General features: G+C 63.2%; 22 protein-coding genes and 1 pseudogene. 16 read left to right on the top strand and 7 right to left on the bottom strand.

The window, feature by feature from the left end; genetic code table 11:
- Positions 1-45: 45 nt before the first annotated feature.
- From KDB76_RS15690 to KDB76_RS15650, 9 genes are all read left to right on the top strand, one after another.
- Complete coding sequence (locus KDB76_RS15690) at positions 46-663, top strand: acyltransferase (RefSeq protein ID WP_024087161.1); 618 nt, start codon at positions 46-48, stop codon at positions 661-663.
- Positions 656-1,612, top strand: a complete 957-nt coding sequence (locus tag KDB76_RS15685; RefSeq protein WP_003259801.1) for a glycosyltransferase family 2 protein — start codon at positions 656-658, stop codon at positions 1,610-1,612. The genes KDB76_RS15690 and KDB76_RS15685 overlap by 8 nt, the downstream gene beginning before the upstream one ends.
- 8 nt (positions 1,613-1,620) lie before the next feature.
- Positions 1,621-2,145, top strand: a complete 525-nt coding sequence (locus KDB76_RS15680; RefSeq protein ID WP_013972705.1) for a serine acetyltransferase — start codon at positions 1,621-1,623, stop codon at positions 2,143-2,145.
- Between the two features lie 5 nt (positions 2,146-2,150).
- Positions 2,151-3,128 (top strand): glycosyltransferase, encoded by a 978-nt coding sequence (locus KDB76_RS15675; RefSeq protein ID WP_023660598.1) that lies wholly within the window; start codon positions 2,151-2,153, stop codon positions 3,126-3,128.
- 9 nt (positions 3,129-3,137) lie between these two features.
- Positions 3,138-4,142, top strand: coding sequence for a VirK/YbjX family protein (locus KDB76_RS15670; RefSeq protein ID WP_023660599.1), 1,005 nt, complete (start codon positions 3,138-3,140; stop codon positions 4,140-4,142).
- Between the two features lie 60 nt (positions 4,143-4,202).
- Entirely contained in the window at positions 4,203-5,405 is a 1,203-nt protein-coding gene (locus tag KDB76_RS15665) for a glycosyltransferase (RefSeq protein ID WP_023660600.1), read from the top strand.
- Positions 5,402-6,589, top strand: a complete 1,188-nt coding sequence (locus KDB76_RS15660; protein ID WP_023660601.1) for a glycosyltransferase family 2 protein — start codon at positions 5,402-5,404, stop codon at positions 6,587-6,589. The genes KDB76_RS15665 and KDB76_RS15660 overlap by 4 nt, the downstream gene beginning before the upstream one ends.
- Complete coding sequence (locus tag KDB76_RS15655) at positions 6,589-7,365, top strand: WecB/TagA/CpsF family glycosyltransferase (protein WP_013972700.1); 777 nt, start codon at positions 6,589-6,591, stop codon at positions 7,363-7,365. The genes KDB76_RS15660 and KDB76_RS15655 overlap by 1 nt, the downstream gene beginning before the upstream one ends.
- Positions 7,366-7,514: 149 nt before the next feature.
- Complete coding sequence (locus tag KDB76_RS15650; protein WP_024087158.1) at positions 7,515-8,936, top strand: undecaprenyl-phosphate glucose phosphotransferase; 1,422 nt, start codon at positions 7,515-7,517, stop codon at positions 8,934-8,936.
- A gap of 170 nt (positions 8,937-9,106) precedes the next feature.
- Here the strand turns inward: KDB76_RS15650 and KDB76_RS15645 are convergent, their stop codons facing one another.
- Positions 9,107-10,048, bottom strand: coding sequence for a LysR substrate-binding domain-containing protein (locus KDB76_RS15645; RefSeq protein WP_013972698.1), 942 nt, complete (start codon positions 10,046-10,048; stop codon positions 9,107-9,109).
- A 146-nt stretch (positions 10,049-10,194) separates the two neighbouring features.
- On the opposite strand from KDB76_RS15645, the gene KDB76_RS15640 reads away from it, so the two are divergent.
- Positions 10,195-11,571, top strand: coding sequence for an L-serine ammonia-lyase (locus KDB76_RS15640; RefSeq protein WP_013972697.1), 1,377 nt, complete (start codon positions 10,195-10,197; stop codon positions 11,569-11,571).
- A gap of 158 nt (positions 11,572-11,729) precedes the next feature.
- On the opposite strand, the gene KDB76_RS15635 is transcribed toward KDB76_RS15640, so the two are convergent.
- The 4 genes from KDB76_RS15635 to KDB76_RS15620 all read right to left on the bottom strand — a co-directional run bounded on the left by KDB76_RS15635 (position 11,730) and on the right by KDB76_RS15620 (position 16,477).
- Positions 11,730-12,407, bottom strand: coding sequence for a DUF3313 domain-containing protein (locus KDB76_RS15635; RefSeq protein WP_024087157.1), 678 nt, complete (start codon positions 12,405-12,407; stop codon positions 11,730-11,732).
- Positions 12,408-12,581: 174 nt separating this feature from the next.
- Entirely contained in the window at positions 12,582-13,877 is a 1,296-nt protein-coding gene (locus tag KDB76_RS15630; RefSeq protein ID WP_013972695.1) for an FAD-binding oxidoreductase, read from the bottom strand.
- A 13-nt stretch (positions 13,878-13,890) separates the two neighbouring features.
- A complete protein-coding gene (locus tag KDB76_RS15625; RefSeq protein ID WP_038409669.1) occupies positions 13,891-14,979 on the bottom strand; it encodes a polyamine ABC transporter substrate-binding protein in 1,089 nt (362 codons plus the stop codon).
- 139 nt (positions 14,980-15,118) lie between these two features.
- Entirely contained in the window at positions 15,119-16,477 is a 1,359-nt protein-coding gene (locus KDB76_RS15620) for a glutamine synthetase family protein (RefSeq protein ID WP_013972693.1), read from the bottom strand.
- A 183-nt stretch (positions 16,478-16,660) separates the two neighbouring features.
- Here KDB76_RS15620 and KDB76_RS15615 point away from each other — a divergent pair, with 183 nt between their 5' ends.
- Positions 16,661-17,560 (top strand): helix-turn-helix domain-containing protein, encoded by a 900-nt coding sequence (locus KDB76_RS15615; RefSeq protein ID WP_024087155.1) that lies wholly within the window; start codon positions 16,661-16,663, stop codon positions 17,558-17,560.
- A 176-nt stretch (positions 17,561-17,736) separates the two neighbouring features.
- A complete protein-coding gene (locus KDB76_RS15610; RefSeq protein ID WP_038409668.1) occupies positions 17,737-19,647 on the top strand; it encodes an AAA family ATPase in 1,911 nt (636 codons plus the stop codon).
- A 205-nt stretch (positions 19,648-19,852) separates the two neighbouring features.
- On the opposite strand, the gene KDB76_RS15605 is transcribed toward KDB76_RS15610, so the two are convergent.
- The gene (locus KDB76_RS15605; RefSeq protein WP_013972689.1) at positions 19,853-21,238 is read right to left on the bottom strand and encodes an aldehyde dehydrogenase family protein; all 1,386 of its coding nucleotides are present in this window, start codon (positions 21,236-21,238) and stop codon (positions 19,853-19,855) included.
- Between the two features lie 107 nt (positions 21,239-21,345).
- Between KDB76_RS15605 and KDB76_RS15600 the strand changes: the two genes are divergently transcribed.
- From KDB76_RS15600 to KDB76_RS15585, 4 genes and pseudogenes are all read left to right on the top strand, one after another.
- Positions 21,346-22,212, top strand: coding sequence for a LysR substrate-binding domain-containing protein (locus KDB76_RS15600; RefSeq protein ID WP_013972688.1), 867 nt, complete (start codon positions 21,346-21,348; stop codon positions 22,210-22,212).
- Positions 22,213-22,337: 125 nt separating this feature from the next.
- Positions 22,338-22,781 carry a hypothetical protein gene (locus KDB76_RS15595; protein ID WP_013972687.1) on the top strand — a complete coding sequence of 148 codons (444 nt, stop codon included), beginning with the start codon at positions 22,338-22,340 and terminating at the stop codon, positions 22,779-22,781.
- 55 nt (positions 22,782-22,836) lie between these two features.
- Positions 22,837-23,583 carry a phytanoyl-CoA dioxygenase family protein gene (locus KDB76_RS15590; RefSeq protein WP_038409667.1) on the top strand — a complete coding sequence of 249 codons (747 nt, stop codon included), beginning with the start codon at positions 22,837-22,839 and terminating at the stop codon, positions 23,581-23,583.
- A 197-nt stretch (positions 23,584-23,780) separates the two neighbouring features.
- Positions 23,781-24,298: pseudogene (locus KDB76_RS15585) on the top strand (acyloxyacyl hydrolase).
- Between the two features lie 116 nt (positions 24,299-24,414).
- On the opposite strand, the gene KDB76_RS15580 reads toward KDB76_RS15585, so the two are convergent.
- Positions 24,415-26,550, bottom strand: coding sequence for a TonB-dependent siderophore receptor (locus KDB76_RS15580; protein WP_023660648.1), 2,136 nt, complete (start codon positions 26,548-26,550; stop codon positions 24,415-24,417).
- Positions 26,551-26,707 lie beyond the last annotated feature (157 nt).

Here is a 26,707-nt window from a genome sequence, read left to right as displayed (position 1 = left end):
CGCCTCAGGGACAGTCCAGATGGCTTTGATTGCGAGGCTGGCAGAATGAAGGGATGGATACGCAAGGCAGTGGCGCACTATGTCCATGCAACGGGGCGAGGAAGCTCCTTCTACAGGAGGTTCTGCAAGCCGTCAGGGCTTGAGTGGGGGGCATACCTTGCCCGTTGGGGCAACTTCCACTCGGTAGGCAGCAACTTCTATGTCAATACAGGCTGCAAGTTCCTCGACCCTTCGCTGGTTCGCATCGGCAACAGTGTGGGGCTGTCCGACTGCACCCTGATCGGTCATGACGGGGTGGTATTGCTGATCGAACATCGCTTCGGCAAGCACCTGGATTCGGTCGGTTTCATCGACATCAAGGACAACTGCTTCATCGGCCACGGTGCAATCGTCATGCCTCGCGTCACCATCGGGCCTGAGTCGATCGTGGCCGCCGGTGCCGTGGTGACCAAGGATGTGCCGCCGGGCACGGTGTTCGGTGGCAACCCTGCTGAGTTCATATGCACCACCGAGGCGTTGATCAAGCGGGTTGAGGCACGTTGCGAAGCCTACCCATGGATCGACCTGGTCAAGCAGCGCAATGGTGCCTACGACCCGCAACTGGAGCCGCAGCTGATGGCGCAAAGGCGCCAGTATTTCTTCGGGGACGGCAACAATGGCTAGCAAACCTGTGGACGTCATGGTGGTCAACTTCAACACGGCCGGGCTGCTGCAGCCGATGTTCGATGCACTGCGTCGGGCCGACAGCGAACGGCTGGCCAGCTACCTGGTGGTGGACAATGCCTCGGCCGATGACTCGCTGCAGCGCATGGCCGAGGTATGCCCGCAGGCGCTGCTGCTGAGCAACAAGCAGAACGTGGGGTTCGGCCGGGCCAACAACCAGTTGCTGGCGCACCTGAAGGGCAAGTACGCCTTGCTGCTGAACACCGACGCCTTTGTCGCCGCCGATTCACTGCAGAAAACCCTCGACTACATGGAAGCCAACCCGGAGTGCGGTGTGCTGGGGGTCCGCCTGGAGGGACGCGACGGCGCCCTGCAGCCCAGTTGCCGCTACTTCCCCACACCGTTCAACGTGTTCGTCGGGCGTACCGGGCTGGGGCGTTTCTTCCCGGGCTTGAAAATGGTCGACGAAATGGATTGGGACCACGCTTCTGTCCGCGAGTGCGACTGGCTGCCTGGCTGCTTCTACCTGGTGCGCCGCGAAGTGCTCGACCAGGTGGGCCTGTTCGACCCGCGCTACTTTCTTTATTACGAGGAGGTCGACCACTGCAAGCGGGTGAAGGCGGCGGGCTGGAAGGTGGTGTTCTACCCGCATACCACGGTGGTGCACATCGGAGGGGAAAGCTCCAGATCGGTGGCCGAACTGGAGGCGGCCAGCCGGCAGATCTCGTCATACCAGATCGAAAGCGAGCTGCTGTACTTCCGCAAGCATCATGGGTTGGCGGGCCTTGCCCTGCACATGCTGCTGGTCACCTTGGGCGACCTGGTACTGGCGCTCAAGGCGCTGTTGAAACGACGCGGTCGGGGCGCAATACAGGCCTGCTGGCGTCACTGCCGGGCGACCTGGTCTCTGTTGTTCAAGACCCGGTACGCCAGCCAACCGACAAGGTAGGTGGAGCCATGTTCGAGAATATACGTGCCGACCTGCGTGCCCATGGGGGCGATTGGGGCGCCCAGGGCTTCTGGGTATTGCTGGTGTACCGCTTCGGCCGCTGGCGCTATGGGGTGCGCCCGGCACTGCTGCGAAAACTGTTTTCGCTCATCTACAAGGTCCTGTTCAAGTTCGTGCAGATCATCACGGGTGTGGAGCTGCCGTGCGAGGTGGTGATCGGCCGCAACTTCGTCATCGACCATTTTGGCGGCATCGTAGTCAGCGGCTATGCCCGGTTTGGCGATGACTGCCGCATCCGCAACGGGGTAGTGGTGGGCCTGAAGAACGTCGATGAGCCGATTGCACCAGTGTTCGGCAACAACGTCGATATTGGCACCGGGGCCAAGGTGCTGGGAAGCATCCGTATCGGCAACGACGTGATCATCGGTGCCAACGCCGTGGTGCTGGTGGATGTGCCGGACAATTCGCTGGCGGTGGGGGTGCCGGCCATCATCAAGGCCAGGCAACCGGCCGCCACGGCGCCCGTCGAGTGAGGCCCATGGCGAGCGGCATCGGAGTGGTGGTGATTGGCCGCAACGAAGGCCTGCGCCTGGAGCGTTGCCTGCGTTCGCTGCTACAGGGTACGGACAAGATCATGTACGTCGACTCCGGCTCTACCGATGGTTCACCACACCTGGCTCGCAGCCTGGGGGTAGAGGTATTGGCGCTGGACATGGACACCCCGTTCACTGCCGCACGCGCGCGCAACGAAGGCTTTCTCGCCTTGCAACGGCTGTTGCCGTCGCTGCAACGGGTGCAGTTCGTCGATGGCGATTGCGAGGTGGATGGCGGCTGGCTGGCCGCGGCGCAGGCGTTTCTCGACGACCACCCCGACGTGGCCGTGGTGTGTGGCCGCCGACGCGAGCGCTTCCCCCAGCGGTCGGTGTACAACCTGTTGTGTGATCTGGAGTGGGACACCCCCATTGGCGAGGCCAAGGCGTGTGGTGGCGATGCCCTGATGCGAGCAGATGCCTTTGCCGCCGTCGGCGGCTTTCGCCCCGAGCTGATTGCCGGAGAGGAGCCCGAGCTGTGCGTGCGCCTACGGGCAAAGGGCTGGAAAGTCTGGCGCCTGGACGCCGAGATGACCCTGCACGACGCCGGCATGACCCGTTTCAGCCAGTGGTGGCGGCGTAGCCTGCGCGCTGGCCACGCCTATGCCGAAGGGGCTTACCTGCATGGTCAGCCACCCGAGCGGCACTGGTTGCGCGAATCGCGCCGGGCTTGGCTGTGGGGTCTGGGCATCCCCGTGGTAATCGTGCTGGCCTGCCTGCTGCTGGGCGGCTGGGGCCTGCTGCTGCTGGCGGTCTACCCGCTGCAGGCCGTACGCCTGGCCCGCCGTGGTGGCAAGTCGGTGAGGGAGAACTGGCTACAGGCGGTGTTTCTGGTATTGGGCAAGTTCCCGGAAATGCTCGGGCAACTGAAGTTCCTGCGCCACCGCATCGCGGCCGGCAAATCGACGTTGATCGAGTACAAGTGAGAGAGGCCCATGATGCTCGGCACGATCGTCAAAAGCGTGTTTACCTTGCAACCGGGCTACTCGTTGCGGGCGCTGAACAACAAGTACAGGTTGGCGCTGCAGATTGCCAGGCAATGGCCTGAACTGAATGCCTTCCTGCAGCGCATGACGGCGGCGTTGGGCCAGCAAGGCTTGCAGCGGCTAGGGGTGGATTGCATCGGTGTCGTGCAGTGGCCTTACCTCAGCAAATGCTGGGAAGCCCCGCAGCGCCTGGAGGTGGTGGCTTCGCACTTCGAAGTGCTGGCCGGGCAGTTTCCGGCGCTGTTGCTGCTGGGGCGGGACGAAAGCCTGACGTTGTGCGAGCTGTCCAGCCATTCGCCGGGTTGTCGTCTGGTTTTGGACCGACCGATCTGGTTCAAGCGCGAAGGCGAGTTGGTGTTGAACCTGTTCCAGAGCGACCTGCGCGTGGCATCCCTGGCATTCAGCCTGTGCCGCAGCCGGGGCGAGCTTTGCCTGTTCATTGGTGCCGTGCAGGGCATCCACAAGGGTATCGACAGCGAAACCTCACTGGCCATCTATCGCGACCTGACCAAGGACTTCGAAGGGCTGCGCCCGCGCAGCCTGTTGCTCGAGGCATTGAAGTGCCTGGCCAGGACCCTGGACGTGGTGCACCTGTATGCCGTCAGTGATGCTTGCCGCCACCATCGGCACGCGTATTTTGGCAGCGACAAGGGCCAGGACCTGGCGGCCAATTATGATGTGATCTGGCTGGAACACGGTGCTACTGCATCGAGCCATGCTGACTTCTTCGCCCTTCCGCTGGCTGCGGTACAGCGGGCGGAACAGGATATTCCGGCGAAGAAACGGGCAATGTACCGCCGCCGCCAGGTGCTGCTCGACGATGTTTTCGCCCGCTTGCAGGCCGTGTTGCCAGGCAGCGGTCACAACCTTGGACTACAAGGGGAACAGGGGGATGTATCTGACGAGATGGCATCGGCGGGGCCCCGGCCGCCGGTAGTCGACAGCCTGAAGTAATCGCCAGCCCTGCCGCGGCAGGTCTGAATGTTCACTACGCGGGTCTTGATCTGGATTTCTATGCGCATTGCTTACTTCATAAACCAGTACCCGAAGGTCAGCCACAGTTTCATCCGCCGCGAGATCCTGGCGCTGGAGCGCCAGGGGGTAGAGGTGCAGCGTATTGCCCTGCGCGGGTGGGACGCCGAGTTGCAGGATGCCGACGACGCGAGCGAACGGGCCAAGACCCGCTATGTGCTGCAGCATGGCATCAAGGGGTTGCTGGCACCGGCCTGGCAAGTGCTGCGAGCACAGCCGCGCCGGTTCTTCCGGGCGCTGCAGTTGGCCATGCGCGTTGGCTTGCGGGCCGACCGCGCCTGGCCCTACCACCTGGTCTACCTGGCCGAGGCCTGCCAGGTACTGCAATGGTTGCAGGCTGGCGAGGCAAGACATGTGCATGCACATTTCGGCACCAATTCCACCGAGGTGGTGATGCTGGCCAATGTGCTGGGCGGGCCGGCCTACAGCTTTACCGTGCACGGGCCGGAGGAGTTCGACAAGCCGCAGTTTCTGCACATGGGCGAGAAGGTGCGGCGTGCCGCATTTGTCGCGGCGGTCAGCTCGTACGGGCGCAGCCAGTTGTTTCGCTGGGTGGCACACGACCACTGGGCCAAGGTGAAGGTGGTGCATTGCGGCCTCGAGCGCAGTTTCCATGAGGTGGCGCCGGTTGGCGTGCCCACGGCGCCGCGCCTGGTGTGCGTCGGCCGCCTGTGCGAACAGAAAGGCCAGCTGCTGCTGCTCGAGGCCGCGCGAGTACTGGTCGCCCGGTCGATCGCCTTCGAACTGGTGCTGGCCGGCGACGGTGAAATGCGTGGCCAGGTCGAGGCGTTGATCGCCCGGCATGGCTTGCAGCAGCAGGTGCGCATCACCGGCTGGATCAGCAGCGCACAGGTGCGCGAGGAAATCCTGGCGGCGCGTGCGCTGGTGCTGCCCAGCTTTGCCGAAGGTTTGCCGGTGGTGATCATGGAGGCGATGGCCTTGCGCAGGCCAGTGCTGACCACCTATGTGGCAGGCATTCCCGAGCTGGTGCGGCCGGGCGAAAACGGCTGGTTGTTCCCTGCCGGCGCCGTGGACGAGCTGGCAGCGGCCATGGCCGATTGCCTGGCACAACCTGCCGAAGTGCTGCAGCGCATGGGCGAGGCGGCACGCCAGCGTGTGCTGCAACGGCATGACATCGATACCGAGGCGGCCAGGCTGGCCAGCTATTTCAAGGCATCCGCATGATGAGTGTATTGGCTTGGATACTGGGCATGCTGGCGGCCATCGTCCTGTTGCCGGTGCTGCTGCTGTTGGTGCAGGTGCTGATGGCCTGCTTGCCTGCACGCGCGCAGCCGATGGGCAACACCGCCCGTCCGCAGGTGGCAGTGCTGGTGCCAGCTCACGACGAGGCTTCGATAATTGGTGCCACGCTGGCGAGCATTGCCCCGCAGTTGCGGCCTGGCGACCGCTTGCTGGTGGTGGCGGACAACTGCACTGACGACACCGCGCAACTGGCGCGCGAGGCGGGTGCCGAAGTGGTGGAGCGCCACGATGCACGGTTGCGCGGCAAGGGCTACGCCTTGGACTTTGGCGTGCGCCACCTGGCCGACCAGCCGCCCGAGGTGGTGATCGTGGTGGATGCCGACTGCCAGGTGGGCGAGGGGGCGATCGAGCGCCTGGCGCGGCGCTACCGCGAAGTCGCTCGCCCGGTGCAGGCGCTGTACCTGATGTACGCACCGGCAGGGGCTGGGTTGACAGTGCAGGTTGCCGAGTTCGCCTGGCGGGTCAAGAACCTGGTGCGCCCGCGTGGATGGGCGCGGCTGGACCTGCCATGCCAGCTGATGGGCGCCGGCATGGCATTCGGCTGGCGTGACCTGGCCTTGATCGACCTGGCCAACGGGCACCTGGTGGAGGATGTGAAGCTGGGCCTGGACCTGTGCCAGCAGGGCAAGCCGCCAGTGTTCTGCCCCGAGGCCGTAGTCAGCAGCCGGTTCCCTGCCAGCCAGCAAGGCCTGGGCAGCCAGCGCACCCGCTGGGAACATGGGCACCTGAGCCTGATGCTGGCCGATGCGCCCAAGCGTGTGCTGGCGGCAATCACCCAGCGTAACGGCAGCTTGCTGGCCATGACCCTGGACCTGCTGGTGCCGCCGCTGGCGTTGCTGGTGCTGGCCTTGCTCGGCCTAAACCTGGTGGCCTGGCTGGCGTACCTGCTGTTCGGCCTGGCGGCACCTGCGTGGATCGCCCTTTGCGCGCTGGCATTGCTCGGCCTTGCCGTCGCAGTGGCCTGGGCGCGTTTCTGTCGTGAACTGATCCCGTTCTCCGTGCTGCTGTACGCGCCGTTCTACGCCGCAAGGAAGCTCCCCTTGTATCTGCGGTTCCTGATCAAGCGACAGGTTGAATGGGTACGTTCGAAACGGGATGAAGACTGATGGCTCATTGGCAAGAACGCTGGAACACCCTTGTCGGCAAGCTCGAAGTGGTGCCGGATGCCACTGCCGCGCAGCGCCTGCTGGACAGGCTCAGCGTCCCGAAAGCCGCGACCGTGCTGGGCTTCGTCAATGCCCATGCAATGAACCTGGTGGTTCGTGATGGCGCCTGCCACCAAGCATTGTCGGCGGCCGACGTACTGCTGCGCGATGGTTCCGGCCTGGCGATCCTGTATCGCCGGCTGGGGCTTGAGCCAGGGCTCAACATGAATGGCACCGACTTCATTCCTCGGCTTCTGGCTGCCTACCGCGGGCGGCGAGTTGCGTTCTGGGGCACCCGACAGCCGTACCTGGACCAGGCCGTGCAACGAAGCACAGCCACGTTCGGGGTGGTACCGGTGTCGGTCCACGATGGCTTTGCCAGCGTCGATACCTACCTGCAACTGGCCAGGGAGTTGCAACCTGAGCTGATCGTGCTGGGCATGGGAATGCCCAGGCAGGAGGTTGTGGCCGCAAGGCTGGCGGCAGCTGGGGGGCCGTGCCTGATCGTGTGTGGCGGCGCGATCCTGGATTTTCTCGGCGGCAAGGTCAGCCGGGCGCCCGAGTGGTTGCGGCGGTTGGGTGGGGAGTGGCTATACCGGCTGTTGCGCGAGCCGAAGCGTTTGTTCATTCGTTATGTTGTGGGCAACCCGTTGTTCCTGGTGCGTACCCTGCTGTTCCGCTGCGACGGGGGACGGCCAGGCACACCGTATGAGCGTCAGAATCCGCCCGAGCGGTGATTCCGGGTACGCTGATGGCGGATGGCTGCTACAGTTTGATCAATGGCTTGCGGCTGCAGGATTTTGCTCCACGGGCTTTGCATGAGCCGTTGTCAAGGCTTGCTTGTTGGTGGAAGGCATTTGCTGCACGCAAATTGATGAGGTCTGAAATGGTCTTAGAGCCCAGAAGCAGTCGTTCCTTATTGCAGAGAAGAAGCAGCGTAAGTAACGCTATTCAGGCCGGCCTCGATGGAATTGCAGTCATCGGCATTGCCTGGTACCTGATCTACGACCAGTTTGGCTACATCACTTCCGATTACGTGATCATGCTGCTGTTGCTGGTTGGCGCACTGGCAGTCATCTACGATCACTATGCGATCTACCGTACCAACGTCGGGCTTTCCATCAAGGCTTTCCGGCTGTTCAAGGCCTGGTCGGCAACTTTTTGCTTCCTGGTGGTCATGGCCTTCCTGGCCAAACAGAGCGAAACCTATTCGCGACTGCTGGTCGTGCAGTTGTTCATCATTGGCTACATCGCCCAGTTGTTCCTGCACTTTGCCGTGCGCGAATTGCAAAAGCGCTTCACCGCCCATGCACGCCTGGACAACGCCCTGATCATTGGTGCCGGTGATCTGGCCAACTTCCTGTATCAGAAAATCAGCAACAACCCCTGGTTCGGCGAACGCGTGCTGGGTTGCGTGCTGATCGACAATGCCGATGAGCCGGGGCGCGAAAGTGCCGAAGGAAAGCAGCGCATGCCGGTGCTCGGGCATGTTGCCGAGCTCGACGATATCGTGGCCCGCCATGGCATTCGCACAGTGTACCTGGTGACCCCGCTGGGCGGTTCCGAGGTCATCAACGATGTGTATTTCAAGTTGCTCGACAAGTGCATCGCGGTGAACTGGGTACCGGATATCTTCTCGTTGCGCCTGATCAATCACAGTGTGCGGGAAATTGCCGGCATACCTGTGCTGACCTTGTCGGAAACACCGCTGACGGGCATGAGCCTGTTCTTGAAGAACCTCGAGGACAGGGTGTTGGCGGCGCTGATCCTGCTGCTGGCATCGCCGGTGTTGCTGGCCGTTGCGCTGGCCATCAAGCTCGATAGCCGCGGCCCGGTTTTCTTCCGTCAGGAGCGCACCGGCTGGACGGGGGAAGCGTTCCGTATCTGGAAGTTCAGGAGCATGCATGTCCACCAGCCGGAAGATGGCGTGGTGAAGCAGGCGCAGAGGGATGACCCACGGCTGACCCGGGTCGGCGCCTTTATCCGCCGCACCAGCCTCGATGAACTGCCGCAGTTGTTCAATGTGCTGACCGGGGAGATGTCGCTGGTAGGGCCGCGGCCGCATGCGTTGCAGCATGACACGTTGTATTCGCAGGACATCGTGGACTACTTCGCTCGCCACAATATCAAGCCTGGCATGACCGGCCTGGCGCAGGTACGTGGGTTCAGGGGCGAAACCAGGGATATCGAGCAGATGATCCAGCGGGTAGACTCGGACATCGAGTACATCAACAACTGGTCGCTGTGGCTGGATTTCGTCATCCTGGTGCGCACGTTGAATGCGTTTACCGGCAAGCAGGCCTACTGACGCACAAATCTCGCAAGCGCTCTGCGCACCCTGTGGGAGCGGGTTTACCCGCGAAGAATCCAACGCGGTGCATGGCACCGGCTGCGCCGGTGTTCGCGGCTAAAGCCGCTCCCACAGGGTCCCTGCCAATTCAATGAGTCATTTGCAGCGTGCAAGCACAATTGGCTGGCCTAGTCTTTGTTCAGCGGGTGCAACTCCCTGAACCCCCGCGCTTCCTCCACCAGCCAGTCATGCACCGCCCGCGCCCCCGGCTGGTTCAGCCCGCCCGGTGGGTAATGCACTACATAGCGCTTGTGATTGGCGATAGGCACCCCGAACGGCACGATCAGTGCGCCGCGCTCCAGTTCGTCGTTGAGCAGCGTGCGTCGGGCGATCGCCACACCAATGCCGGCAATCGCCGCCTCGATGGTCAGGTGGTTGCGGTTGAAGGTATGCCCGCGCCGCACATCCAGGCCGGCGGCGCCGATGCCCTCCAGGTAGAACTCCCATTCGGCATATTCCGAACTGCCGCGCCAGGCCGTAATGTCGTGCAGCAGCGGGTAGTGCACAAGATCTGCCGGCCCGTGCAGCGGCGGGCGCCCGCGCAGCAAGGTGGGGGAGCACACGGGGAAGATCTGCTCGTCCAGCAGTGGTGTCGAGAGCATGCCGGGGTAGCTGCCATCGTTCAGGTCGATGGCCAGGTCGAAATCGCCCGGTGTCAACGCCTGGGCACTGTCTTCGGCCACCAGACGCAACTCGATGTCCGGGTAGCGTTGTTGAAAACGCGGAAGGCGAGGCGTGAGCCATTTGGCCAGGAACGACGGGATCGAGCGCAGGCGCAAGGTGCCGCGGATCTCACCTGCATCCAGGCGCAGCAGTTCGGCTTCGATGCTGCCGTAGGCTTCGGTCACCGTCTGTGCCAGGCGTTGCCCTTCGGCGCTCAGTTCCACACCACGTGCCCGACGCAGGAACAGCTGGTAGCCCAGGCGTTCCTCCAACTGGCGCATCTGTTGGCTGACGGCGCCCGGGGTAATGTGCAGCTCTTCGGCACAGCGGGTGAAGGACAAGTGCCGGGCCGCACAGGCGAACACGTGTAGCCAGACGAACGTCTGGCCATTGAGTTGTCGTCGCATCGTTTAGTACCACTAAAGCCTTGCTTAGGAAGTTTCGTTGGTCATCCGTGAGCCAGCGCGGCAGTATCGCGCAAAATCGCAATATCGCTCAATTTCTCCAGATAACCGCGCTGCGGCTTCATACCCGGGCACGGTCAGGCATTAGCATGGCTATCAGTGTTTTCGACCTTTTCAAAATCGGCATCGGGCCGTCCAGTTCCCACACCGTCGGCCCGATGCGGGCGGCGGCTACCTTTGCCCAGGCCCTGCGCGAACAGGGGCTGCTGGCCCAGGCAAGCCGTGTCGAGGTGCGGTTGTACGGGTCGCTGTCGGCAACCGGGGTTGGCCATGCGACCGATCGCGCCTGCCTGCTCGGCCTGATGGGCCAGTGGCCGGACCGCATCGACCCGGCCACCATCGAGTCGCGCATTGGCCAGGTGATGCAGGAGCACTGCCTGATGCTCGATGGCAGCCACCCGCTGGCGTTCGAGTACAGCCGCGACATGCTGCTGCTCGACGAGAACCTGCCGTATCACCCCAATGCCATGAGCCTGGAAGCCATGGACGGGCAGGGCAGCCTGTTGCGCCAGACCTACTATTCGGTGGGCGGTGGTTTTATCGTCGAGCAAGCCGAGATCGACGCGCCAGCGCTCGAAGCGAACGCGGTGGTGCTGCCGTACGAGTTCGACAGCGCTGCGCAATTGCTGGCCTTGTGCAAGAGCCATGGCTTGAGTGTGGCGCAGCTGATGATGGCCAACGAATGCGCCTGGCGCCCTGAGGCCGAGGTACGCGAGGGCCTGCTGCGGATCTGGGGTGCCATGCGTGAATGCGTCGACAATGGCCTGCGTAATGAAGGCATCCTGCCGGGCGGGTTGCACGTCAAGCGCCGTGCGGCGCGGCTGCATCGCAGCCTGCAGGAGCTGGGCAAGCCCAACGTGATCGGCTCCACCCTCAGTGCCATGGAATGGGTCAACTTGTTCGCCCTTGCGGTGAATGAAGAGAATGCCGCCGGCGGGCGCATGGTCACAGCACCTACCAATGGTGCTGCCGGCATCATCCCGGCGGTGCTGCATTACTACATGAAGTTCAACCCGGGGGCGTGCGACGCGGACGTGGTGGACTTCCTGCTGGCGGCAGCGGCGGTCGGTATCCTGTGCAAGAAGAATGCGTCGATTTCCGGGGCCGAGGTTGGTTGCCAGGGCGAGGTAGGTTCGGCCTGTTCGATGGCCGCTGCCGGCCTTGCCCAGGTGCTGGGCGCTACGCCGCCGCAGCTGGAAAATGCCGCCGAGATTGCCCTGGAGCATAACCTTGGGCTGACCTGCGACCCTGTCGGCGGCTTGGTGCAGGTGCCGTGTATCGAGCGCAACGCGATTGCTGCGGTGAAAGCGATCAACGCCGTGCAGATGGCGTTGAGAGGGGATGGCGAGCACTTCATCTCGCTCGACCGGGTGATCCGCACCATGCGTGATACCGGGGCGGACATGCATGCCAACTACAAGGAGACTTCGCGCGGAGGCCTGGCCGTTGCCTTCGTCGAGTGCTGAGTCACCGCAACGGTCAGCGCGGTCTTGGGGGAGCGGCCTTGTGTCGCGAAAGGGCTGCGAAGCAGCCCCATTCATACGCCTGAGCTGAGATCCCGGGGCCGCTCTGCGGCCCTTTCGCGACACAAGGCCGCTCCCACAGGTTCCGTGTCCGGTCGGTATCAGCGGGCTTTCTGCTTCGCTTCCAGGAAGCTCGCGCGCATGTCCTTGGCCCAGCCATCCAGCACCGGCTTGACGTCATTCAGGGTCAGTTGCGTGGTCTTGTTCTCCAGATCCTGCCCCGTGCCCTTGCGCACGACCTGGGCCAGCACTTTCTGACTGGCACCATCGAGGAACGCAGCTTCCACGCCGACATCCACCTCTTGGTCACGGCCGCCCATGGCGGTGTTCACACCGGCTGAAATCAGCGCGATAGGGATGACCTCATAAGGCTTGAGACCCTCGTTGCTGGTGGACACCGCAGTGATGGCCGGGCGCACCACGATCACGCCCGGGCCGGGGCCCTTGGCCAGCGGTACCACGCTGCCCATTTCACGGCGCAGCGCTTCGTTGAAGTAGCGGGTGATTTCCTGCAGCGTCTGCGCCGAGATGACCGGCGTCGGCTGCGGCTTGGGGTAGAACTGGCTGGGCTCGATGAACACCTGGCTGTACTGGTTGACGTTGACCTTGGGGTCGATCCAGCGCATCACCGGGTCACCCGACGGGCTCTTGGCTTCCTGCAGCCGGCTGTAATCCTTGAGGAAGCCGGAGTAGTCCTTCGGGTCCACGCGATTGCTGGAGCAGGCGGCCATGGTTAGCAGTGCGGCGCACAACAGGGTAATGCGGGGCAATGATTTCATGATGAAGATGCATCCATGATAGGTCGGCCAGAACAACGCTAGCAGGTGCGGGGCAGTTGGCCAGTGGGTAGGTTCAATCGATTGTGAAATGGTAGAAAGTTGGAGGGGGTGGAAGGGTTTGTCTTGAGTTTTTCTGCGCCTGTGAGACCGAGCGCCGCAAAGCTCGTGGCGAACTCAACCCAGCACCTCCCGCAATCGATACCACAACATCCCCAGCGCCAGCAGCGGCGAGCGTAGTGCCTTGCCGCCGGGGAAGGTCAGGTGTGGCACGGCGCTGAACACGTCCAGCCCCTGGCTGTGGCCGAGCGCGATGCTTTCGGCCAGCAGTTTCGCTGTCCAGTGCGTCACGTTCAGCCCATGCCCGGAATAGCCCTGGGCGTAGTAAACATTGGGGTGCTGGCTGAGGCGCCCGACTTGGGGGAAGCGGTTGGCGGTGATGCCGATCATGCCGCCCCACTGGTAGTCGATACGCACGTTGGCCAGCTGCGGGAACACCTTCAGCACCTTGGGCCGCATGTAGGCGGCGATGTCCTTGGGGTCGCGACCGGAATAGTGGCAGGCGCCGCCGAACAGCAGGCGCCGGTCTGCCGTGAGGCGGTAGTAGTCCAGGCCGACTTTCTGGTCGCACAGCGCCATGTTCTGCGGGATCAGGCTGCTGGCCAGTGACTCGGGCAATGGTTCGGTAGCCACCACGTAGCTGCCGGCCGGCAGCACCTTGCCGCTCAGGCGTGGCTCCAGTTCATCGAGATGTGCGTTGCAGCCCAGCACCAGGCTGCCTGCCCGCACCTTGCCACGAGCCGTGTGCAGGGTCACGCGGGGGCCATGCTCGATGCGCAACACCGGACTCTGCTCGAAGATGCGTACGCCCAAGCCATGGGCGGCGCGGGCTTCGCCCTGGACCAGATCAAGCGGGTGCAGGTGGCCCGAGCCCATGTCTACCAGGCCGCCGGCGTATTGGTCGCTGGCAACGATTTCATGCAGCCGGTCGGCACTGACCAGGCGGGTTTCAGGGCGATAGCCGAGTGCGTCGAGATCGTCCTGTTCGTCCTTGAAGGCGGCGAACTGCGCAGGGGTGTTGGCCAGTTCGCAGAAGCCCCAGCGCAGGTCGCAGGCAATGCCGTACCGGGCGATGCGGCTGGCCACCAGCGCTACCGAATCGATGCCGGCTTGTTTCAGGTAGTGCACGCCGTCCTGGCCGACATGCCGGGCAAAGCCGTTGACGTCATGGCCGATGCCGCGAATCAGCTGGCCGCCGTTGCGGCCGCTGGCGCCCCAGCCGATGCGCCGGCCTTCAAGCAGCACCACCGAGAGCCCGCGCTCGGCCAGTTCCAGGGCGGTATTGACCCCGGTCAGCCCGCCGCCGACCACGCACACATCGGCGCTCAGTTCGCCGTCCAGGCTGGGATAGGGCGCTGCATCGCGTGCCGTGGCGGCATAGTACGAAGCGGTGTGTTGGGTAGTAGAAGACATGGGCGTTCTCGACTCAGCGGTTGGACTTGATCTTGCTCCAGGAGCGAGTCATGACACGCATGATCTTCGGGCTCGGCGTGCTGGAGATGTACAGCTTGTCCAGCACGTCCTGGGGTGGGTAGATCTCAGGGTTGTTTACCAGCGATGCGTCCATGTAGGCCTGGGCATCGGGGTTTGCATTGGCATATCCGACCGTGGCGCTGACCTTGGCGATCACCTTGGGGTCGAGCAGGTAGTTGATGAACGCCAGGGCTTGTTCGGGGTTGTTGGCGTCCTTGGGGATGGCCAGCAGGTCGAACCACAGGTTGCTGCCTTCCTTGGGAATGCTGTAGGCGATCTTTACCCCATTCTTCGCTTCCACGGCGCGGTTGGCGGCCTGGAACACGTCGCCGGAGTAGCCGAAGGCCACGCAGACATCGCCATTGGCCAGGTCGGAAACGTACTTGGAGGAGTGGAAGTAGGTGATATAGGGGCGCAGTTCGAGCAGGCGGGCTTCCGCCTTGGCGTAGTCGGCCGGTTTTTCGCTGCGCGGGTTCATGCCCAGGTAGTTGAGCACGGCCGGGAACAGTTCATCGGGCGAGTCCATGAACGCCACGCCGCATTGCTTGAGCTTTTTCAGGTTCTCGGGTTCGAACAGCACCGCCCATGAATCGATATGGTCGACGCCCAGGGCCGCCTTGACCTTGTCGATGTTGTAGCCGATGCCGTTGGTACCCCACAGGTAGGGTACGGCGTACTGGTTGCCCGGGTCGTTCTGTTCAAGTTGCTTGAGCAGCTTGGGGTCCAGGTGCTGCCAGTTCGGCAGCTTGCTGCGGTCCAGCGGCAGGAAGGCACCCGCCTGTGCCTGGCGTGCGAGGAAGTGGTTGGATGGCACCTCTACGTCATAGCCGGTGCGCCCGGCCAGCAGCTTGCCTTCCAGTGTTTCGTTGGAGTCGAACACGTCATAGACCACCTTGATCCCGCTGCTGGCCTGGAAGTCGGCCACGGTGGTGTCACCGATGTAGTCGGTCCAGTTGTACACGCTGACCGAGGGAGTGGCCTGGGTAGTGGTGGCGAACAGCAGGGTGAATGCGGCGGGGATCAGGGCTTGCAGATGACGCATGGGGACACCTCGTTGGTATTGTTCTTCGAGTTCGGTGCAAGGGCTCGTGCCCTGTGGGAGCGGGTTTACCCGCGAATACGTCGTTGAATGCACCACAGCATTCGCGGGTAAACCCGCTCCCACAGGTACCGCGAAAAGGTCAGACGCTCAGCATCAGGAATTCACGCTCCCACGAACTGATAACCCGCTTGTAGTTCTCGTGCTCGGCACGCTTGACCGCCACATAACCCTGGACGAATTGCTTGCCCAGGTACTGCTGCACGGTCTCGCAGTCTTCCATGTGCTGCAGCGCGTCCTCGATGGTGATCGGCAGGCGCAGGTTGCGCCGTTCGTAGGCACGGCCCTGCACAGGTGCGCTGGGCTCGATGCGCTCGACCATGCCCAGGTAGCCGCACAGAAGGCTGGCGGCGATGGCCAGGTACGGGTTGGCGTCGGCGCCCGGCAGGCGGTTTTCCACGCGCATTGCCTCGGGGCTTGAGGTGGGTACGCGCAGCCCGGCGGTACGGTTTTCCTCACCCCACTCGACGTTCACTGGTGCCGAGGTGTCCGGCAGGAAGCGGCGGAACGAGTTGACGTTGGGCGCGAACATCGGCAGCAGCTTGGGGATGTACTTCTGCAAACCGCCGATGTGGTACAGGAACAGCTGGCTCATGCTGCCGTCTTCATTGGCGAAGATCGGCTTGCCGGTGGCGATGTCGACCACGCTCTGGTGCAGGTGCATGGCACTGCCGGGCTCGTCGGTGATCGGCTTGGCCATGAAGGTGGCGGCCACGTTGTGCTTGAGCGCGGCTTCACGCATGGTGCGCTTGAACACGGTGATCTGGTCGGCCAGGTCCAGGGCGTCGCCATGGCGGAAGTTGATCTCCATCTGCGCCGGGCCGTCTTCATGGATCAGCGTGTCCAGGTCCAGGCCCTGGATCTCGCACCAGTCGTAGACGTCTTCGAACAGCGGATCGAACTCGTTGGCGGCATCGATCGAGAACGACTGGCGGCCGCTTTCGGCACGGCCGGAACGCCCCAGCGGCACTTGCAGCGGCAAGTCCGGGTCTTCGCAGCGCTGGGTCAGGTAGAACTCCATCTCCGGTGCCACGATCGGCTGCCAGCCTTTGTCTGCATAAAGCTTGAGCACTTTCTTCAGCACGTTGCGCGGCGACAGTTCGATGGGGTTGCCTTGCTTGTCGAAGGTGTCGTGGATAACGATCGCGGTCGGCTCGATCGCCCACGGGATCTGGTACACGGCGCTCGGGTCTGGGCGGCAGACCATGTCGATGTCGGCGGCATCGAGCAGGTTATAGTAGATGTCATCGTCGACATAGTCGCCGGTGACCGTCTGCAGCAGCACGCTCTCGGGCAGGCGCATGCCACGCTCGTGGAGAAACTTGGCGGTGGGTGCGATCTTGCCGCGGGCGATGCCGGTCAGGTCGCTGATCACGCATTCGACTTCGGTGATACGGTGTTCTTTCAGCCAGGCGGACAGCTGATCGAAGGGGGCGTTCATACAGACCTCTTGGTTGGGTTTTGGTGTGGGAGCAGGCGTGCCAGCGTAAACCGTTCCAGGGTTTCGAAGGCGTCCCGCTTCCCAGGTGACGCGCTGGAGACTATCTTGGTCGCAGCCCGCAAGGCTGATCTATCCACTTTCTCCGGCAATGAATGCACCAAAAGAGTGCGACTAGGACCGAGCGTGACAACCGCCAATGCCCTGCAAGTCCAGGCTTACCACACCACCGACGTAACCGAACAAGTACGTGCCACCCCTGGCTGGCAGCAGCAGTACCGGCAGATGTCGCCCGGGCATTTCAGCGGTGAGCTGCGTTGCCTGGGGCTGGACGGGGTGGAGGTGTACGAGGAGCGGCTGAACACCCGGGTGGAGCAGTTTTTCCGCGCGCCGAGCGGTTCGCTGGCGTTCTGCTTCGACCGCAGCGAGAACAGCCTGTACCTGCTGAACGAACAGAGCCGGAACATCTGGATCACGCCAGAGAACTACCAGGAAGTGGCGGTCGTGTTCGACCAGGCCTTCCTGGCCCGCCATGGGCTTGACCCGCAACGCCTGGAAGGGTTGTTCATGGTGCCGCTGGGCAGCGGGCAGAACGCGCTGTTCGGCAGCTGGCTGAGCGCGACATTGACCCGCCTGGGCCAGGCGGATTGCCCGCTGCAGGGGCAGGCCCTGGCGGAGCAGCTGCTGGAGGACTGCCTGTTCATCCTCGACAACGCCTGCCAGCGCCTGCAGGGCGTGGCGTTGGGCCGGCGTGACGAGGAACGGGCGATCATGCGCCGGGTAAGCGAATGGGCGGCCGACTGCCCGGAGGAGACGCTGAACCTGGTGGAGCTGGCGGATGCTGCCGGGGTTTCTTTGCGTCAGTTGCAACAGGCCTTCAAAGCGTTTACCGGAATGCCGCCGGCGCACTGGTTGCGCCTGCGCCGGCTGAACGGTGCGCGGCGCGATCTGTTGCGTGGCGATGGTGTGACCGTGGCCGAGGTGGCGATGCGTTGGTCGTTCTGGCATTTGGGAAGGTTTTCAGAGAGTTACCGGCAGTTGTTCAAGGAGTTTCCCAGCGAGACCTTGAGGCGGGGCAGGGGCTGAATTTGGTGGTGTAGCTTGGTGGTATAGCTGCTCTTACAGGATTACCTCAGTGCCAGGCATGTGAGGTCCCTGTGGGAGCGGGTTCACCCGCGAAGAGGCAGGCCCAGGCAATACACAACCCAGCATTCCACAGCAAAAATTGCTATCGTGCCGCCCTGATTCCACCCGAGGTGCCGATGTTCTACCTGCCTTTGCCCAGCGACCAGGCCGACCGCCTCGCCAGCGAGCCCACCACCGACTTCTTCACCACCGCCAGCGTGCTCGACGCCGCCGCTGTGCTGTTCGTGCAGAACCTGCCGCGCCAGCCCGCCACCGCCTCGGCGGATGCGCAGGAACGCCGCTTTGCCGAAATCGTGCGCATTGCCAACGAGGTCGAAAGCGCCGCACCGGGGCGCTTCCAGGGCCAGGTGGCGCAGCACTTCGATCGCGAAGCCTTCGCCATGGGCCTGGGCATGCTGGGCGAAAACGGGATTGCACTGCTATCGACCGAGGTGGAGTACCAGGCCGAGGAGTTGCTGGACGCCGAGGGCCAGTGGAATTTCCAGTTCGCCGACAGCTACCGCCAGCGGGCAACACCGCTGCACCCGGTGTATCTGCCTTCCCTTGCCAGCGACCTGATGCTCAGCGACCAACAGAACCGCCTGCTGCGCGAATTCCTCAGTGGTATCGATGAGTCGGTGGCGGTGCAGGGCTTTGCCGGCACCGGCAAGACCTTCCTGATTCACCAGTTCGCCCGCCTGCTCGAGCCCCAGCGCACGCTGTTGCTGGCCTTGACCGAAGGCCAGCTGCGCGCCCTGCAGGCGCGGGTCAAGGACGCCGCCGCCTACACCGCGCTGACCTTCGGCCAGCTGGCCGACGAGCTGCTCAACCGCGACCTCACCAGCAACGGCTGGCGCCTGCGCGACCCCTATCGCACCAAGCTTTCGTGGCGCCCGCAGGATGCGCAGGTGGTACGTTGGCTGGCCATTCCCGACATCGGCCCGCTTGCCGCGCGTGATGTGGTTGCCTTGTGCATCCGCGCGGTACGCACGTTCTGCCATAGCGCCGATACCCAGCTGCAGTTGCAGCACCTGCCGTGGGCCGGGCCGGGTACCACGCCGCTGGACCAGGAAGTGTTGCTGGAAAAGGCACGCCTGTACTGGCAGGAGCTGATTCGCCCGTCGGCACGGGAGATCCAGTTGCCGGTGCGCGATTACCATCGGGTCAAACTGCTGTCGCTGACCGGTCATGTGATCGACAGCCGCTACACCCATGTCATCGTCGACGAGGCCCACGAGCTGTCGGCACCGATGCTTGGCGTGCTCGACCGCAGCCCGCAGTCGATCATTGCCCTGGGTGACGAGCTGCAGAACCTCAACGGCCTCAGCGCGCACCATGGCGGCTTTATCCGCCAGCGTTACATCGACCATTCACTGCGGGCCGGGCCGGCGATGGACAACGTGCTGAACCCGCTGATCAATGCCCACCCGGCGGCGATCCAGGCGGCCTTCAGTGGCAGCGCCGAGCACTACACCCGGGTCAGCTTTTTCGATGCGGTAACGGTGCCGGAACAGCCTACGGCGCTGATCGTCGACGATGAATGGGGCCTGTTTGGCTGGTTCCAGCGCCTGACCCACCAGGGCGTGCCGTTCGTGCTGCTGAAAAGCGCGCGCAAGGACTTCGAGCTGTTCGTTGAAGACTGCATCGAGTTGTACCGCCATGGCACCCGGCCGCGTCACCCGATGCTGTTCCGCTATGCCAGCTGGCAGGCGCTGGAGCAGGACAAGGGTGACGACAAGGCATTCGTCGCCGTGGCCAACATGCTGCGCAAGGGCTACACACCGGAGCACTTTGCCAGGGCCAAGAGCCGTTACCGCTGGGACAAGGCGCCCAAACTGTTCCTGGGGCGGGTGCGCGATGTGAAGAACATGGAGTTCGCCCGGGTGATGGTGTCGCCGGAGCTGATGGTAGCGCCGCAGGTAGCGGGGAACCGCAATGAACGGGCGCGGATGCTGGCGGGGTTGTATACCGCCTGTTCGCGGGCCCGGCATGAACTGATCGTGCCGGGGGGGATGCTGGACTGGGTCAAGGACCAGATTCGGGATTGAGGCCCCTCGGGCTGCTTTTTCAGCCCTTCAAAGTCCCTGTGGGAGATTGCCCAGCCCAGATAACTGAATTCGCAAGCGATCCTCGTACCCTGTGGGAGCGGCTTTAGCCGCGAACACCGGCGCAGCCGGTGCCATGCACCGCGTTGGATTCTTCGCGGCTAAAGCCGCTCCCACAGGGCCGCAAAGCGGCCCCTGTTACGCTGGATCAGTTACGGTCCAGCCACACAGTCTGGGCATTGGTGAACTCACGCACACCAAAGTGCGACAGTTCACGCCCGAAGCCGCTCTTCTTCACCCCGCCAAACGCCACGCGGGGGTCGGAAGCGCAATAGCCGTTGATGAACACGCCGCCGGTATCCAGCGCCGCGGTCATGCGTTCGGCCAGCGCGTAGTCGGCGGTGTAGATGGTCGAGGCCAGGCCGAATTCGCTGTCGTTGGCCAGCTCCACCGCATGCTCCGCATCACGTGCGCTGATGATCGCAGCCACCGGCCCGAACAGTTCCTGCTTGAACGCAGTCATCTGCGGGGTGACGTTGGCGAACACGGTCGGCGCGTAGAAGTTGGCCACGCCATCGACCTTGTGGCCGCCCAGCAGCAGGGTGGCGCCTTCGGCGATGGTCGCCTGGACCTGGCCATCCAGCTCGTCGCGCAGGTCGTAACGGGCCATAGGGCCGATGTAGGTACCTTCTTCCAGCGGGTTGCCGACCTTCAGCTCGCGAGTGGCCTCGACGAACTTGCGGGTGAATTCGTCAACGATGCTTTCCTCGACGATCAGGCGCTTGGCGGCAGCGCAGACCTGGCCGGTGTTCTGGTAACGGCCGATCACCGCAGCCTTGACGGCGGCATCCAGGTCCGCGTCGGCCAGCACGATGAACGGGTCGGAACCGCCCAGCTCCAGCACGCACTTCTTCAGCGCCGCGCCGGCTTGCGCACCAATCGCCATGCCGGCACGCACGCTGCCGGTCAGGGTCACCGCGGCGATGCGTGGGTCGTTGATGGCGCGAGTGACACCGTCCGGCGTCACGTTGAGCACTTCGAACACGCCTTCCGGCAGGCCGGCATCCTTGAACAGCTCGCCCAGCAGGTAGGCGCTGCCCATCACGTTCGGCGCGTGCTTGAGTACGTAGGTATTGCCGGCCAGGATTGCCGGCACGGCGCCACGCAGTACCTGCCAGACCGGGAAGTTCCAAGGCATCACCGCCAGGATCGGGCCCAACGGGCGGTATTCGATGCGGGCTTTCTCGACCTGGGTCGGCTCGGGGGCGAGCATGGCCGGGCCGTGTTCGGCGTACCAGCGGCACAGGCCGACGCACTTGCTGACTTCACCACGGGCCTGGGCGACAGGCTTGCCGATTTCGCGGCTGATCATTTGCGCGAAGGCTTCGGCCTTGGTTTCGAGGGTGCTGGCCAAGGCAAGCAGGTACTCGCTGCGCTGACCCAGCGACACCTGGCGCCACTGGCGGTAGCCAACCTTGGCGCGTTGCAGCGCCGCTTCCAGTGCGGCGTCGGTGTCGAACGGGTAGGCGCCGATCTGCTCGCCGCTGTACGGGTCGAGGGAGATGGCGTGGGTCAGGCTGCTGATCGCACTCATGGCGGGACACTCTCGTTGTAATTGATCCGTGACGCCAGACTAGTGGGCTATGGCTTTAATGAAAACTGAATAATAATGAGCGAAACATTCACGTTTGGAGAATGGCTGTGGACCTGGTGCAACTCGAGATCTTCAAGGCCGTGGCAGAGCAGGGCAGCATCAGTGCCGCTGCGCAGCATATCCACCGGGTGCCGTCGAACCTGACCACGCGTATCAAGCAACTGGAGGAGGACTTGGGCGTGGAGCTTTTCATACGTGAAAAGAGCCGCCTGCGCCTTTCCCCCGCAGGCTGGAACTTCCTCGAGTACACCCGGCGCATCCTTGACCTGGTGCACGAGGCGCGGCTGACAGTGGCCGGTGAAGACCCGCAGGGCACTTTCGCCCTGGGGTCGCTGGAAAGCACGGCGGCGGTGCGCATTCCGGCCTTGCTGGCGGCCTATAACCAGCGTTACCCCAAGGTCGACCTGGACCTGTCCACCGGGCCTTCCGGGACCATGCTCGAAGGCGTGCTGTCGGGGCGCCTGGTAGCGGCGTTCGTCGACGGCCCGGTGCTGCACCCGACGCTGGAGGGCATGCCGGTGTTCGAGGAAGAAATGATGGTCATCGCGCCGCTCAACCACGCCCCGGTAACCCGCGCCCAGGACGTCAACGGCGAAAGCATCTACGCCTTCCGCGCCAACTGTTCATACCGGCATCACTTCGAGAACTGGTTCGTGCAGGACCAGGCGGTACCGGGCAAGATCCACGAAATGGAGTCGTACCACGGCATGCTGGCCTGCGTCAGCGCCGGCGCCGGCCTGGCCATGATGCCGCGCAGCATGCTCGACAACATGCCCGGTTGCAGCACCGTCAGTGCCTGGCCGATGTCGGAGGACTTCCGTTACCTCAAAACCTGGCTGGTGTGGCGCCGGGGCACGGTATCGCGCAGTTTGAGCATGTTCGTGAAACTGCTCGAGGAAGGGCGCGCAACCTGATGTTCCAGCGCAACATCCATACCATTGATGCAAATTTCATCAAGACGACCATGCATCAGCACGAACGCCGTTACGCCCGAAGGATCTGATAATAGGTAAGCCATCCTCGAAAGGAGGGTCGTATCATGCGTAACCATCACTATGCCCTCGGCGCGGCGCTGCTGATCGCTCTGGCGCTGCCATGGACCCTGGCGGCCGCCTCCGACCACAATGCCCCCATCGACATGCAGGCCGTGCAACTGCAACAGCAGGAGCAGAACGGCGTCCGCTACCTGCAAGGCGGCATCGGCCAGGATGAAGCCAACGCCCTGCGCAAGACCCCGGGCTATGACCTGCACGTAGAACTCTCCACCGGCCCGGAAGGCAAGTTCCAGAGCGGTGCTACCGTCGACATCCAGAATGCACAGGGCCAGCCCGTGCTCAGTCTTACGGATGCCGGGCCGCTGCTGTATGTGCAGTTGCCTCCCGGCAAATACAAAGTGACTGGCAACGCCCAGGGTGAGACGGTGCAGCAATTGGTGACCGTGAATGGCAAGACCCCCACCACCGTGAACCTGAACTGGCGTTGATGGAAAAACGGGCAGGAGTACGGATGTGCTCCTGCCTGCTAAGGAGCACATCGCCATGAGCCTGGATCTTCAGCTGGAGATGTTGGACGAGCGGGGCTATGTTTTGCTCCCCGGTGTGCTCGAACCCTTGCGTATCGCCTTGCTGCGCTGCGCCATCGATGACCTGCAGCCCATCCACTGGGATTACCAAGGGCTGCTGGAACACTACAAGTGCGTGTTCAACCGCAACCCGCTGTGGTTACCCTTTCTCGACCTGCCGCCGCTGATTGCCCTGGCCGAAGCGGCATTGGGCGCCGACTGCCATGTGATCGGCCAGACTGCCTGGCGCAGCCACCCGGGCTACACCGGCATGGCCCTGCACCTGGACCATTTGCCCATGCAGTTGCCCGACTGGCTCAGCGAGCGCGGCGACTTCACCCAGCCCCCGCAGATCCTGACTGCGCAGCTGTACCTCAGCGATATCGACCATCACATCGGGCCGACCTGGATTGTGCCCGGCAGCCACCGCGCGGCAGGGCCACCGCAGGCTGGCGAGCAACACTGGCAGGGCCGAGAGGCCCAGCCGGTGCTGTGCAAGGCCGGGGACGCGCTGGTGTTTCGCAGCGATGTCTGGCATAGCGGCGGGGCCAACTGCACCCAATCACGCCAGCGCGACATGCTGCAAGTGCACTATGGCCGGCGCATGGTCGCGCAGAAGTTTTCGCCATACCTGAACTGGCGTTTCAACCCGCAGGTACTGGAGGAAGCCACACCCAGGCAAAGGCGCCTGTTGGGCGAGCACGAAGAAGCGGAATACGACTGAGTGCTGCTGCTCGGCATGGCAGATGCTGGCGCAGGGTATTAGCCAATGGTGGCAATTCACTTTCAACTTTCTGTTTATCTGGACGATAATCAGAAAAGTATTACTTCCTGTGACCGGTCTGGATGTATCCGGTCACCACATAAGATCGAGGGGCCCAAGCCTCCGCTTGCCGTGTAGACCATCAGGAGAAGTCATTGATGAAAACCCGTCTAGCAGCTTCGCTGGCTGCTGCAGTGCTGGCCTTTGCCGGGGCGAATCTGGCCCAGGCAGCGCAGGTGAGCGGCGCCGTTGGCGCCACTGGCCAAGGTGACATGACCTACCGTATTGGCCTGTCGTTCGACTGGGACAAGAAATGGCTGGAAAGCAGCGCCGGTCATCTGACCGGATACTGGGATGCGGCCTACACCTATTGGGAAGGCGGTGAGGCCAGTGGTGCACACTCACTGTCGTTCAGCCCGGTATTCACCTACGAGTTCAGCGGTTTTACTTACACCCCGTATATCGAGGCCGGCATTGGTTTGGCGGCGTTTTCCAAGACCGACGTGGGCGACCAGCGCCTGGGCTCGTCGGTCAACTTCGAAGACCGCATCGGCTTCGGCCTGAAACTGCCGGGGGAGCAGAAGGTGGCCGCGCGATGCATTACTCCAACGCGGGGCTCAAGCAGCCTAACGACGGCATCGAATCGTACTCGTTGTTCTACAGCAAAGGGTTCTGAGGCCGGGGGCCGCTTTGCGGCCCTTTCGCGACACAAGGCCGCTCCCACAGGTATGCGCGTAACTTCTGTGGGAGCGGCCTTGTGTCGCGAAAGGGCTGCGAAGCAGCCCCGGCAATTCAGAAGGTATACGAAACCCCAGCCTGCACCGTCCGCGGCGCACCCGGGTAGACGTAGTTGTTGAAAGCGCCTTCGTCATAGCCCTTGTTGAACACGTTCTTCACGTCCAGGTTCAGCCGCACGTGTTCGTTGACCTTGTAGAAGCTCAGCAGGTCCACCACGCTGTAGCGCTCCATGGTGTAGGTCGTAGCTGCCGTCTGACCGGCGCGATCATCCACGTACTTCACCCCAACCCCCAACCCCAGCCCCTTGGCCAGGCCATCCTGGAACTCGTAGGTGTTCAGCAGGCTGAAGCTGTTGCGCGGGATGTTGGCCAGGCGTGTGCCCTTGGGCAGGGTCGTATCCTGGGTCACTTCCGCGTCCACGTAGGCATAACCACCGATCACGCGCCACTCCGGCGTCAGGTTGCCGGCGATGTTGATGTCCAGGCCACGGCTGCGCACTTCGCCGGCCGCAATACTGTAGGTACCGGTGGGGTCGTTCGGGTCGCGCGCCAGGACGTTCTCCTTGACGATGTGATAGATCGCCGCGTCGATGCTCAGCTGGCGGTCGAGTGCCTCCCATTTCACACCCAGTTCGTAGGACTTGCCTTTCTCCGGGTCGAAGCCTCCGCCTCCGCTTGGCGTGCCGGTGTTGGGCTTGAACGAGCGCGCGGTGTTGGCATAGACCGCAACCGTATCGGTCAGGTCGTAGATCAGGCCGAAGCGTGGGGTGACGCCGTTTTCGCCCTTGCTGAAGTCGCGGTTGGTCGGCAGCTTGTCGTCGTAATCGTGCTCGAAGCGCTCGAAGCGCACACCCGCCAGCGCCTTCAGTCGCTCGGTCAGGGCCACTTGGTCCTGGATGAATGCCGCCCAGGTCTTCAGGTTTTCCTTGTCATGGGTGGTGGTGCGGGTCAGGGCAGGGCGTGGCTGGCCCAGTACCGGGTCGAAGATGTCAATCGGGTACTTATCGGCACCGCTGGCCGAGCGCTGGATGATCGAGTTGTAGTCGTAGTCTTCGTACTCGATGCCCGTCAGCAGTGTATGAGCGTAGCCGCCGGTGTCGAAGTGGCCGGTGAGGTTGAGCTGGTAGTCGCGGTCGGTCCACTCCAGTTTGCGGTAGTTGAAGTTGCGCCCCAGCGTGCGACCGTCAGCCTGCAATGCGTTGGCCTCCACGGCGTTGCCCTTGAGCGAGCCGTCGAGCCACTGCATGCCACCGCCCAGCGTCCAGTTGTCGTTGAGCAGGTGCTCGAAACGCAACTGGGCCATGTTGTTGTCGTTGTGCAGCAGGTTGTCGCTGCCCTTTTCCCAGATGTTGGTGTCGCGCGAAGCTGTGCCGAGCTGGCCGGGCAGGCGGGTCAGGCCACGGTCCAGCGGGTGGTTGTTGCGCATGAAGTCGCCCTCGAAGACGATCTTCGTGCTGTCGTTGACCTGCCAGCTGACTACAGGCGCCACGTCATAGCGCTCGCTTTCCACATCGTCACGGAAGCTTTCGCCGCCTTCACCCAGCAGGTTCAGGCGGTAGGCCAGCGAGCCGTCCTGGTTCAGCGGCCCGGTGGCGTCCAGGGTAGCGCGGTGCATGCCCTGGTCATCGAACTGGCTTCCCAGGGTGACTTTCGACTCTGGCAGCGGCTGCTTGCTGACCACGTTGAAGGTGCCGCCTGGGTCGCCACGGCCGTACAGGCTGCTGGCCGGGCCACGGATCACTTCCAGGCGTTCGACGGTGTTGGCGTCGGGGGCGTTGGGGTAGCCGCGGTTGATCGGGAAACCGTTGCGGTAGAACTCGCCGGTGGTGAAGCCACGCACGGTGAAGGTGGTCAGGCCCTGGCCGCCGAAGTTGTTGGCGCGGCCGACGCCGCCGGCGTAGTCCAGGCCGTCCTGCAGACGCGTGGCGCCTGTGTCTTCCAGTACATCCTTGGGCACCACGCTGACCGATTGCGGGGTTTCGTGCAGGGCAGTGTCGGTGCGAGTGGCGCTGGCCGAGCGGGTAGCCTTGTAGCCCTCGACCGGGCCATCGGCACGTTCGCTGTCGGCGCTGCTGGTAATGTTCAGGGCCTGGAGTTCGATCTGGGTGGGTTCGCTGAGCGGTTCAGGCTCGGCAAAGGTCAGCGGAGAGACAGCATGAAGCACACAAAGCGAAACGAACGTGCGACGCATCGACGGTACGATCCTGGAGTAGGGCGCTGAGGGTAGGGTGGGCAAGCGCCGAGAAACTACTACGAATCATTATCAAATGCATTCTTTTTATGTGGCACTGGTGTACCAGATGCCAAGGGTAGAATCCGTGTTGGCTTCTTCGCGGGTAAACCCGCTC

The sequence above is a fragment of the Pseudomonas sp. JS425 genome (genome assembly GCF_018223845.1).
Lineage (GTDB): Bacteria > Pseudomonadota > Gammaproteobacteria > Pseudomonadales > Pseudomonadaceae > Aquipseudomonas > Aquipseudomonas asiatica.
The sequence above is the reverse complement of the archived record's forward strand: the minus strand, read 5'-3'. Positions and strand labels throughout refer to the sequence as shown.

What these genes read in the sequence shown, in the direction of transcription:
- KDB76_RS15690 (WP_024087161.1), top strand. Translation starts at nt 46, where the DNA reads ATGAAGGGATGGATACGCAAGGCAGTGGCGCACTATGTCCATGCAACG.
- KDB76_RS15685 (WP_003259801.1), top strand. Translation starts at nt 656, where the DNA reads ATGGCTAGCAAACCTGTGGACGTCATGGTGGTCAACTTCAACACGGCC.
- KDB76_RS15680 (WP_013972705.1), top strand. Translation starts at nt 1,621, where the DNA reads ATGTTCGAGAATATACGTGCCGACCTGCGTGCCCATGGGGGCGATTGG.
- KDB76_RS15675 (WP_023660598.1), top strand. Translation starts at nt 2,151, where the DNA reads ATGGCGAGCGGCATCGGAGTGGTGGTGATTGGCCGCAACGAAGGCCTG.
- KDB76_RS15670 (WP_023660599.1), top strand. Translation starts at nt 3,138, where the DNA reads ATGATGCTCGGCACGATCGTCAAAAGCGTGTTTACCTTGCAACCGGGC.
- KDB76_RS15665 (WP_023660600.1), top strand. Translation starts at nt 4,203, where the DNA reads ATGCGCATTGCTTACTTCATAAACCAGTACCCGAAGGTCAGCCACAGT.
- KDB76_RS15660 (WP_023660601.1), top strand. Translation starts at nt 5,402, where the DNA reads ATGATGAGTGTATTGGCTTGGATACTGGGCATGCTGGCGGCCATCGTC.
- KDB76_RS15655 (WP_013972700.1), top strand. Translation starts at nt 6,589, where the DNA reads ATGGCTCATTGGCAAGAACGCTGGAACACCCTTGTCGGCAAGCTCGAA.
- KDB76_RS15650 (WP_024087158.1), top strand. Translation starts at nt 7,515, where the DNA reads ATGGTCTTAGAGCCCAGAAGCAGTCGTTCCTTATTGCAGAGAAGAAGC.
- KDB76_RS15645 (WP_013972698.1), bottom strand. Translation starts at nt 10,048, where the DNA reads ATGCGACGACAACTCAATGGCCAGACGTTCGTCTGGCTACACGTGTTC.
- KDB76_RS15640 (WP_013972697.1), top strand. Translation starts at nt 10,195, where the DNA reads ATGGCTATCAGTGTTTTCGACCTTTTCAAAATCGGCATCGGGCCGTCC.
- KDB76_RS15635 (WP_024087157.1), bottom strand. Translation starts at nt 12,407, where the DNA reads ATGAAATCATTGCCCCGCATTACCCTGTTGTGCGCCGCACTGCTAACC.
- KDB76_RS15630 (WP_013972695.1), bottom strand. Translation starts at nt 13,877, where the DNA reads ATGTCTTCTACTACCCAACACACCGCTTCGTACTATGCCGCCACGGCA.
- KDB76_RS15625 (WP_038409669.1), bottom strand. Translation starts at nt 14,979, where the DNA reads ATGCGTCATCTGCAAGCCCTGATCCCCGCCGCATTCACCCTGCTGTTC.
- KDB76_RS15620 (WP_013972693.1), bottom strand. Translation starts at nt 16,477, where the DNA reads ATGAACGCCCCCTTCGATCAGCTGTCCGCCTGGCTGAAAGAACACCGT.
- KDB76_RS15610 (WP_038409668.1), top strand. Translation starts at nt 17,737, where the DNA reads ATGTTCTACCTGCCTTTGCCCAGCGACCAGGCCGACCGCCTCGCCAGC.
- KDB76_RS15605 (WP_013972689.1), bottom strand. Translation starts at nt 21,238, where the DNA reads ATGAGTGCGATCAGCAGCCTGACCCACGCCATCTCCCTCGACCCGTAC.
- KDB76_RS15595 (WP_013972687.1), top strand. Translation starts at nt 22,338, where the DNA reads ATGCGTAACCATCACTATGCCCTCGGCGCGGCGCTGCTGATCGCTCTG.
- KDB76_RS15590 (WP_038409667.1), top strand. Translation starts at nt 22,837, where the DNA reads ATGAGCCTGGATCTTCAGCTGGAGATGTTGGACGAGCGGGGCTATGTT.
- KDB76_RS15580 (WP_023660648.1), bottom strand. Translation starts at nt 26,550, where the DNA reads ATGCGTCGCACGTTCGTTTCGCTTTGTGTGCTTCATGCTGTCTCTCCG.